Origin of the sequence: Bacteroides sp. (genome assembly GCF_029057325.1) — a bacterium.
Taxonomy (GTDB): Bacteria; Bacteroidota; Bacteroidia; order Bacteroidales; family Bacteroidaceae; genus Bacteroides.
Genome location: NZ_JAICZW010000056.1, coordinates 1 through 8,382, shown reverse-complemented (window position 1 = coordinate 8,382; position 8,382 = coordinate 1). Strand labels below are relative to the sequence as shown.

The following is an 8,382-nucleotide window of genomic DNA, read 5'->3' as shown; positions in this document are numbered from 1 at the left end:
TAAAGTTCTTCATGTTCAGATTGGCTACTTTGTACGCATAAAGGAAATGGATACCAACCAGAAATATCCGCTGACCCGGATTTGGCGGCTTCTCTTCTTTATAACCGAACCGGAATAAAAATACAAAAAAACTTCTATAATGCATGGTATATTCAAAATAATGTGTATTTTTGCGTTCTATTAGAATAATTATACAGAAATGAAGAAAAAAAGCAATCGTTTAGACGCCATCAAGATGATTATCTCGAGCAAAGAGGTTGGTTCGCAGGAAGAGTTGTTGCAGGCTTTGGAAAAGGAGGGCTTCAACTTGACGCAGGCCACCTTGTCGCGCGACTTGAAGCAACTGAAAGTTGCTAAAGCGGCCAATATGAACGGAAGATACGTGTATGTGTTGCCCAACAACATTATGTATAAGCGTTCCAACGACCAAAGCCCAAGTGAGATGCTGATGACAAGCGGATTCGTGTCACTCCAATTTTCCGGAAACATCGCTGTCATCCGTACCCGTCCCGGATATGCCAGCAGCATGGCCTATGACATAGACAATCGGGAATGTTCTGCCATTCTGGGTACGATTGCCGGAGATGATACCATCATGTTGGTGTTGCGCGAGGTGGTGTCCCATGATGAGGTGCGAAGTTTCTTATCTCAAATGATTCCTAATATTAAATAGTAAACGAAAGAACAAGAAATTTAAATAAACGAATAGATAGAAATGGATTCGAAACAGATTGATGTGATGGTGGCAGATGCCTCACATGAAGTTTATGTGGATAAGATTTTGGATACCATCCGGGAAGCTGCCAAAGTACGCGGAACGGGCATCGCAGAGCGTACGCACGAATATGTAGCTACAAAGATGAAAGAAGGAAAGGCGATCATCGCCTTGTGTGGAGAGGATTTTGCCGGCTTCACCTACATTGAGAGCTGGGGTAACAAGCAGTATGTGGCAACTTCCGGTTTGATAGTTCACCCCAACTATCGGGGATTGGGACTGGCAAAGCGCATCAAGAACGCCTCTTTCCGCCTGGCGCGTTTGCGCTGGCCCAATGCCAAGGTGTTCAGTCTCACCAGTGGCGCTGCCGTGATGAAGATGAATACCGAACTGGGTTATGTGCCCGTCACATTCAACGAACTGACCGACGATGAGGCATTCTGGAAGGGGTGTGAAGGGTGTACCAACCACGACATCCTGGTGGCAAAGAACCGTAAGTTCTGCATCTGTACAGCCATGCTCTACGACCCGGCATTACACGAAGAAGATAAAATATAGGAGATTTTATATTTCAGGTTTATGATTTGCCATGCGATAGGTGGAGCCATAAGTTAAGCGCTATGAGTCATAAATCTGAAATCATAAATCTGAAATCATAAATCATAAAAGCGTTATGGAAACAAAGAAGAAGAAGGTGGTAGTCGCATTCAGCGGCGGATTGGACACCTCGTTTACGGTCATGTATCTTGCCAAAGAGAAAGGATACGAAGTATATGCGGCTTGTGCCAACACCGGCGGTTTCAGCCCTGAACAGTTAAAAACAAACGAAGAGAACGCCTACAAATTGGGGGCTGCTAAATACGTTACACTCGACGTGACACAGGAGTACTATGCAAAGAGCCTGAAGTACATGGTATATGGCAACGTGCTGCGCAACGGCACTTACCCCATCTCCGTAAGCTCTGAACGCATCTTCCAGGCACTGGCCATCGCACGCTATGCCAACGAGATTGGTGCCGATGCCATCGCTCACGGCTCTACAGGTGCGGGTAACGACCAAATCCGTTTCGATATGACTTTCCTTGTATTGGCTCCGGGGGTGGAAATTATCACCCTGACACGCGACATGGCCTTGAGCCGTCAGGAGGAAATCGACTATCTGAACGAGCATGGCTTTGCCGCCGATTTCACCAAGCTGAAATACTCTTATAACGTAGGCCTGTGGGGCACCTCCATCTGCGGTGGCGAGATACTGGATTCCGCACAGGGCTTGCCCGAAAGCGCTTACCTGAAGCATTGTACCAAAGAGGGCAGCGAGCAATTGCGCCTCACCTTCGAGAAGGGTGAGCTGAAAGCGGTGAACGACGAGCGGTTCGACGACCCCATCCAAGCAATTCAGAAAGTGGAAGAGATTGGTGCCGCCTACGGTATCGGCCGCGACATGCACGTGGGCGATACCATCATCGGCATCAAGGGACGTGTGGGCTTCGAGGCTGCTGCCCCTATGCTGATTATCGGCGCCCACCGTTTCCTCGAAAAATATACGTTGAGCAAATGGCAGCAGTACTGGAAGGACCAGGTGGCAAACTGGTACGGCATGTTCCTGCACGAAAGCCAGTACCTGGAGCCGGTGATGCGCGACATCGAAACCATGCTGGAATCCTCGCAACGCAATGTGAACGGAACAGCTATTCTGGAACTTCATCCGCTCGGCTTCTCTACCGTAGGTGTAGAAAGTAAGGACGACCTAGTGAAGAATAAGTTTGGCGAATACGGCGAAATGCAGAAGGGCTGGACGGCAGAAGATGCCAAAGGCTTCATTAAAGTGACTTCCACCGCATTGCGCGCTTACTATTCCAACCATAAAGACGAGAAAATATGATTAAAGTAGGAATTATCGGCGGAGCAGGATATACGGCAGGCGAACTTATTCGTCTGCTGCTCAATCATCCGGAGGCGGAAATCGTTTTCGTGAACAGCTCGAGCAACGCCGGAAACAAGATAACCGACGTACACGAAGGACTGTACGGCGAAACTGATTTGGTATTCACTGACCAGCTTCCATTGGACGAGATTGACGTGCTCTTTTTCTGCACCGCCCACGGCGACACGAAGAAGTTCCTTGAAAGCCACAATGTGCCCGAAGAACTGAAAATCATCGACCTCTCCATGGACTATCGTCTCGCTTCTCCCGACCACGACTTCATCTACGGCCTCCCGGAACTGAACCGTCGTGCCACCTGCAAGGCAAAGCACGTGGCAAACCCCGGCTGCTTTGCCACTTGCATCCAGCTGGGCTTGCTGCCGCTTGCCAAGCATCTGATGCTGAACGGTGACATCATGGTGAACGCCATCACCGGCAGCACCGGTGCGGGTGTGAAACCGGGAGCCACAAGCCACTTCAGCTGGCGCAACAATAACCTGAGCATCTATAAAGCCTTTGAGCATCAGCACGTGCCCGAAATCAAACAGTCGCTCAAGCAGTTGCAGAACAGCTTCGATTCGGAGATAGACTTCATCCCCTATCGTGGCGACTTCCCGCGCGGCATCTTCGCCACCATCGTCGTGAAGACCAAGGTCGTTTTGGAAGAAATCGTCCGCATGTATCAGGAGTACTATGCCAAAGACTCCTTTACGCACATTGTAGAGAAGAATATCGACCTGAAGCAAGTGGTGAACACCAACAAGTGTCTCATCCACCTGGAGAAGCACGGCGACAAACTGCTCATCGTTTCCTGCATCGACAACCTGCTGAAGGGTGCCAGTGGCCAGGCGGTGCACAACATGAACCTGCTGTTTAATCTGGAAGAGACCGTAGGGCTGAAGTTGAAGCCGTCAGCATTCTAAAAGCCTCTCCTCTAACCCCTCCCCCGTAGGGAGGGGAATAAAGATACAATAGTATAAATATCCATAAACAATAGTACCCTCAAACCTCCCCTCCCTACGGGGGAGGGGGCGGGGGAGAGGCTCCTTATTATGAACCTATTCGACGTATATCCTCTCTTTGACATCAACATCGTCAAAGGACAAGGTTGCCATGTGTGGGACGACAATGGTACAGAGTACCTTGACCTCTATGGCGGCCATGCCGTCATCTCCATTGGCCATGCACACCCGCACTACGTGGAGATGATAAGCCGGCAAGTGGCAACGTTGGGATTTTATTCCAACTCTGTGATTAACAAGCTGCAACAGCAGGTCGCCGCGCGTCTGGGAAAACTCTGCGGCTATGACGACTATTCGTTCTTCTTCATCAACAGCGGTGCCGAAGCCAACGAGAATGCCTTGAAGCTCGCTTCCTTCCACAACGGGCGTACCCGCGTGATCTCCTTCTCCAAGGCGTTCCACGGACGCACATCGCTGGCGGTGGAAGTGACGAACAACCCCAAAATCATCGCTCCCATCAACGACTGCGGGCACGTCACCTACCTGCCGCTGAACGACACGGAAACCATGCGGGCGGAACTCGCCAAAGGCGATGTCTGCGCCGTGATTATCGAAGGCATACAGGGCGTGGGCGGCATTCAGCTGCCTACGGACGAGTTCATGCACGCCCTGCGCCAAGCCTGTACGGAGACAGGTACAGTTCTGATTCTTGATGAAATACAGAGCGGCTACGGACGCAGTGGCAAGTTCTTCGCCCATCAACACAACGGCATCCGTCCCGACCTCATCACCGTGGCAAAGGGCATCGGCAACGGTTTCCCGATGGCTGGCGTGCTCATCAGCCCGATGTTCACACCGGTGTACGGACAGCTGGGAACTACGTTTGGCGGCAACCACCTGGCGTGCAGTGCCGCTCTTGCCGTACTGGACGTGATGGAGCAGGAAAACCTGATAGCGAACGCCGCCCAAGTGGGTGACTTCTTGCTGACGGAGCTGAAGAAGTTCCCGCAAATCAAGGAGGTGCGCGGGCGCGGACTGATGATAGGACTGGAATTTGAGGAACCCATCAAAGAGCTACGTTTGAAGCTACTGAAAGAGCAGCACGTCTTCACCGGCGTAAGTGGTACGAACGTGCTCCGTCTGTTGCCGCCCCTCTGTCTCAGCATGGAGGAGGCGAAGGAGTTTCTGGAACGCTTCAAGAAGGTGCTTTAAAAGAATACTTGACTGACACTTGCCTTAGATTGTAATCAACTCAACAAAAAGATACGACCAGAAGTAGAATACCTTTCTCTTTTGGTCGTTTTTTGTTTGAAAACATCTACCTTTGCAGGTAGATAACGTTTTTAACGACAAAAAGATATGAAAGTAGCAATTATCGGTGCCGGTAATATGGGAGGAGCCGTCGCCCGCGGACTTGCCAAAGGCACCTTCATTCCTGCCGGTGACATCACCATCGCCAACCCCTCGCAAGGCAAACTGGATAAGCTGAAAGCCGAATTTCCGGCACTGCAAGTGACCAACGACAACCGGGAAGCCGCCAACGGAGCGGATTGGGTCGTCCTTGCCGTGAAACCTTGGCTGATGGAGCAGGTGATAGAGGAGCTGCAACTGAAGAGCGGTCAGGTCCTGATATCCGTTGCCGCCGGCATCTCCTTTTGGACACTGGAGAGATACACCGGCAATGAAGGGATGACGATGTTCCGCCTCATTCCCAACACCGCCATCAGCGAGATGCAGAGCATGACGCTCATCGCCAGCCACAACGCCACACCCGAGCAGGAACAACTGCTGTTGGATGTCTTCAACCAGATGGGCCTTGCTATGCTGATTCCCGAAGGGAAGATTGCCGCCACCACCGCCATGACTTCCTGCGGCATCGCATACGCGCTGAAATATATTCAGGCCGTGATGCAGGCGGGTATCGAACTGGGCGTCTATCCCAAAGACGGTATGCGCATGGTGGCGCAATCCGTCAAGGGCGCCGCCGAACTGATACTGAACAACGACACGCATCCCAGCGTAGAGATAGACAAGGTGTGTACCCCCGGCGGAATCACCATCCGTGGCATCAACGAGCTGGAACATGGCGGATTCACCTCGACATTGATTAATGCCGTCAAAGTAAGTAGCTGTCAGGGCGAGTAAGTAAAACAGAATACTCATTAAAAAATCAACAGACGATATGGACGAACAAATCAAACAAATAGCCGAACGGCTGCGCGGACTGCGTGATGTCTTGGAACTGACACCCGAAGACATCGCCCGCGACTGCGACATCCCCGTAGAAGAGTATCTTCGTGCCGAAACGGGAGAGTATGACATCTCTGTCAGCATGCTGCAAAAGATAGGCCGCCAATACAGCGTTTCGCTGGATACGCTGATGTTCGGGCAAGAGCCCAAGATGGCATCCTACTTCCTGACCCGTGCCGGAAAGGGCACCAGCATCGAACGTACCAAGGCCTACAAGTACCAGTCACTTGCCGCCGGATTCATCAACCGTACTGCCGACCCGTTCATCGTGACGGTAGAGCCGAAGCCGGACGACGAACCGATGCACATCAACAGCCATAGCGGACAGGAGTTCAACCTTGTCTTGGAAGGCAAGCTGATGTTGAGCATTGACGGCAAGGAACTTACACTGAACGAAGGGGACAGCATCTACTTCAACTCCAAATTGCCGCACGGCATGAAGGCGCTGGATGGAAAGACGGTCAAGTTTCTGGCAATAATCATGTAATACTTTTCAGGGAGTTATCAGGAGTTAAAGGGAGTTATCACTCCGCTTTACTCCGTTAGGAGTTAGGAATCAATAGTTCTGCTTGTGATTAGAAACCGAAAACAAGGCTATTGGCTTTTAACTCCTAAGCCCGAAGGGCAATAACTCCTTCTAACTCCCGATAACTCCTACAAATATGGTAGAAAGATTTTTATCCCAAACCTCCTTCACATCGCAGGAGGATTTCATCAAGAACCTTAAGATTAACGTGCCGGAGAACTTCAACTTCGGTTACGATGTAGTGGATGCCTGGGCTGCCGAGCAGCCCGAAAAGCCCGCGCTGCTGTGGACCAACGACAAGGGCGAAAGCCGCCAGTTCACCTTCGCCGACATGAAGCGTTATACCGACCGGACGGCGTCTTACTTCCAAGGCCTCGGCATCCGCCGCGGCGACATGGTGATGCTGATACTGAAACGCCGTGTCGAGTTCTGGTTCTGCATCGTGGCGCTCCACAAGCTGGGTGCCGTGGTGATTCCCGCCACCCACTTGCTGACCAAGAAGGACATTGTCTATCGCTGCAACGCCGCCGACATCAAGATGATAGTCTGCGCCGGCGAGCAGGTTATCACCGACCACATCATCGCCGCCATGCCCCAATCGCCCAGCGTGAAGCATCTCGTCAGTGTGGGACCAGAGGTGCCCGAAGGCTTTGAAGACTTCCAGAAAGGCATCGAGGACGCGGCCCCCTTCGTAAAGCCGGAGCATCCGAACACGAACGACGACATCTCTCTGATGTACTTTACCAGCGGCACCACCGGCGAGCCCAAGATGGTGGCGCACGACTTCACCTATCCCCTGGGACACATCGTCACCGGCAGTTTCTGGCACAACCTCAAGGAGGACAGCCTCCACCTCACCATTGCCGATACCGGATGGGGAAAGGCAGTTTGGGGCAAGCTCTACGGGCAGTGGATTGCCGGCGCCAACGTGTTTGTTTACGACCACGAGAAGTTCACCCCGGCTGATATATTGAAGAAGATACAGGACTATCGCGTGACCTCCCTCTGCGCGCCGCCCACCATCTTCCGCTTTCTCATTCACGAAGACCTGACGAAGTTCGACCTCTCCAGCCTGCAATACTGCACCATCGCCGGAGAAGCCTTGAACCCCGCCGTGTTCGACACCTTCAAGAAACTGACCGGCATCAAGCTGATGGAAGGATTCGGGCAGACCGAAACCACCCTCACCGTGGCGACCATGCCCTGGATGGAACCCAAACCGGGCAGCATGGGGCTGCCCAACCCGCAATATGATGTGGACTTGATAGACTACGACGGCCGCTCTGTGGAGGCGGGCGAGCAGGGGCAAATCGTCATCCGCACCGACCGGAGCAAGCCCCTGGGACTCTTCAAGGAGTATTATCGCGATGCCAACCGCACCCGTGAGGCATGGCACGACGGCATCTACTATACGGGCGACGTGGCGTGGAAGGACGAAGACGGCTACCTCTGGTTCGTGGGGCGGGCGGACGATGTCATCAAGAGCAGTGGCTACCGCATCGGCCCCTTCGAGGTGGAGAGCGCTCTGATGACCCATCCCGCCGTGGTGGAGTGCGCCATTACCGGTGTGCCCGACGAAATCCGCGGGCAGGTGGTGAAGGCTACCATCGTCCTGTCGAAGGAATACAAAGGGCAGGCAGGCGAGGCGCTCATCAAGGAGTTGCAGAACCACGTGAAGAAGACTACCGCGCCCTACAAATATCCGCGCGTCATTGAGTTTGTGGACGAACTGCCCAAGACCATCAGCGGAAAGATACGACGGGTGGAAATCAGGAAGGGAGACAACCGGTAACTCCCTCAATAAATCCGTATATTGATTTTATAGGGACATAAACGCAGGTGGAGGTGTGTGCTGTTTTTCCGGCACGTCTCCACCTGTTTTTGGGGGAGGATTGTGTATGTTATTATTTCGGACTGACCCCTTATTTTGGGTCAGCGGATATTTCCGGTTGGTCATCCTTTCTTTTACATTATATTTTTTACCTTTGTGGCATGAAACCCGATC

Annotated in this window: 9 protein-coding genes; 8 read left to right on the top strand and 1 reads right to left on the bottom strand. The window is 52.3% G+C overall.

Annotated features, from left to right (window positions below):
* Window positions 1–199: 199 nt before the first annotated feature.
* The 8 genes from K2G43_RS03980 (at window position 200) to K2G43_RS03945 (ending at window position 8,169) form a co-directional block, all read left to right on the top strand.
* On the top strand, window positions 200–673 hold the full coding sequence (locus tag K2G43_RS03980) for an arginine repressor (protein WP_297641870.1): 474 nt from the start codon (window positions 200–202) through the stop codon (window positions 671–673).
* 42 nt (window positions 674–715) lie between these two features.
* The gene (locus tag K2G43_RS03975) at window positions 716–1,273 is read left to right on the top strand and encodes a GNAT family N-acetyltransferase (RefSeq protein WP_297641868.1); all 558 of its coding nucleotides are present in this window, start codon (window positions 716–718) and stop codon (window positions 1,271–1,273) included.
* A gap of 115 nt (window positions 1,274–1,388) precedes the next feature.
* A complete protein-coding gene (locus K2G43_RS03970; RefSeq protein WP_300153032.1) occupies window positions 1,389–2,597 on the top strand; it encodes an argininosuccinate synthase domain-containing protein in 1,209 nt (402 codons plus the stop codon).
* Window positions 2,594–3,562, top strand: a complete 969-nt coding sequence (gene argC, locus K2G43_RS03965) for an N-acetyl-gamma-glutamyl-phosphate reductase (RefSeq protein ID WP_300153031.1) — start codon at window positions 2,594–2,596, stop codon at window positions 3,560–3,562. Before K2G43_RS03970 ends, argC begins: the two co-directional genes overlap by 4 nt.
* A gap of 129 nt (window positions 3,563–3,691) precedes the next feature.
* Complete coding sequence (locus K2G43_RS03960; protein WP_297641862.1) at window positions 3,692–4,813, top strand: aminotransferase class III-fold pyridoxal phosphate-dependent enzyme; 1,122 nt, start codon at window positions 3,692–3,694, stop codon at window positions 4,811–4,813.
* 147 nt (window positions 4,814–4,960) lie between these two features.
* On the top strand, window positions 4,961–5,746 hold the full coding sequence (gene proC / locus K2G43_RS03955; RefSeq protein WP_300153030.1) for a pyrroline-5-carboxylate reductase: 786 nt from the start codon (window positions 4,961–4,963) through the stop codon (window positions 5,744–5,746).
* Between the two features lie 37 nt (window positions 5,747–5,783).
* Window positions 5,784–6,338 (top strand): XRE family transcriptional regulator, encoded by a 555-nt coding sequence (locus K2G43_RS03950; protein ID WP_297641858.1) that lies wholly within the window; start codon window positions 5,784–5,786, stop codon window positions 6,336–6,338.
* Between the two features lie 175 nt (window positions 6,339–6,513).
* Window positions 6,514–8,169 (top strand): AMP-binding protein, encoded by a 1,656-nt coding sequence (locus tag K2G43_RS03945; protein ID WP_300153029.1) that lies wholly within the window; start codon window positions 6,514–6,516, stop codon window positions 8,167–8,169.
* A gap of 27 nt (window positions 8,170–8,196) precedes the next feature.
* On the opposite strand, the gene K2G43_RS03940 is transcribed toward K2G43_RS03945, so the two are convergent.
* The coding region (locus K2G43_RS03940) for a hypothetical protein (RefSeq protein WP_300153028.1) at window positions 8,197–8,382 on the bottom strand (186 nt) is incomplete at its 5' end.

What these genes read in the sequence shown, in the direction of transcription:
- K2G43_RS03980 (WP_297641870.1), top strand. Translation starts at nt 200, where the DNA reads ATGAAGAAAAAAAGCAATCGTTTAGACGCCATCAAGATGATTATCTCG.
- K2G43_RS03975 (WP_297641868.1), top strand. Translation starts at nt 716, where the DNA reads ATGGATTCGAAACAGATTGATGTGATGGTGGCAGATGCCTCACATGAA.
- K2G43_RS03970 (WP_300153032.1), top strand. Translation starts at nt 1,389, where the DNA reads ATGGAAACAAAGAAGAAGAAGGTGGTAGTCGCATTCAGCGGCGGATTG.
- argC (WP_300153031.1), top strand. Translation starts at nt 2,594, where the DNA reads ATGATTAAAGTAGGAATTATCGGCGGAGCAGGATATACGGCAGGCGAA.
- K2G43_RS03960 (WP_297641862.1), top strand. Translation starts at nt 3,692, where the DNA reads ATGAACCTATTCGACGTATATCCTCTCTTTGACATCAACATCGTCAAA.
- proC (WP_300153030.1), top strand. Translation starts at nt 4,961, where the DNA reads ATGAAAGTAGCAATTATCGGTGCCGGTAATATGGGAGGAGCCGTCGCC.
- K2G43_RS03950 (WP_297641858.1), top strand. Translation starts at nt 5,784, where the DNA reads ATGGACGAACAAATCAAACAAATAGCCGAACGGCTGCGCGGACTGCGT.
- K2G43_RS03945 (WP_300153029.1), top strand. Translation starts at nt 6,514, where the DNA reads ATGGTAGAAAGATTTTTATCCCAAACCTCCTTCACATCGCAGGAGGAT.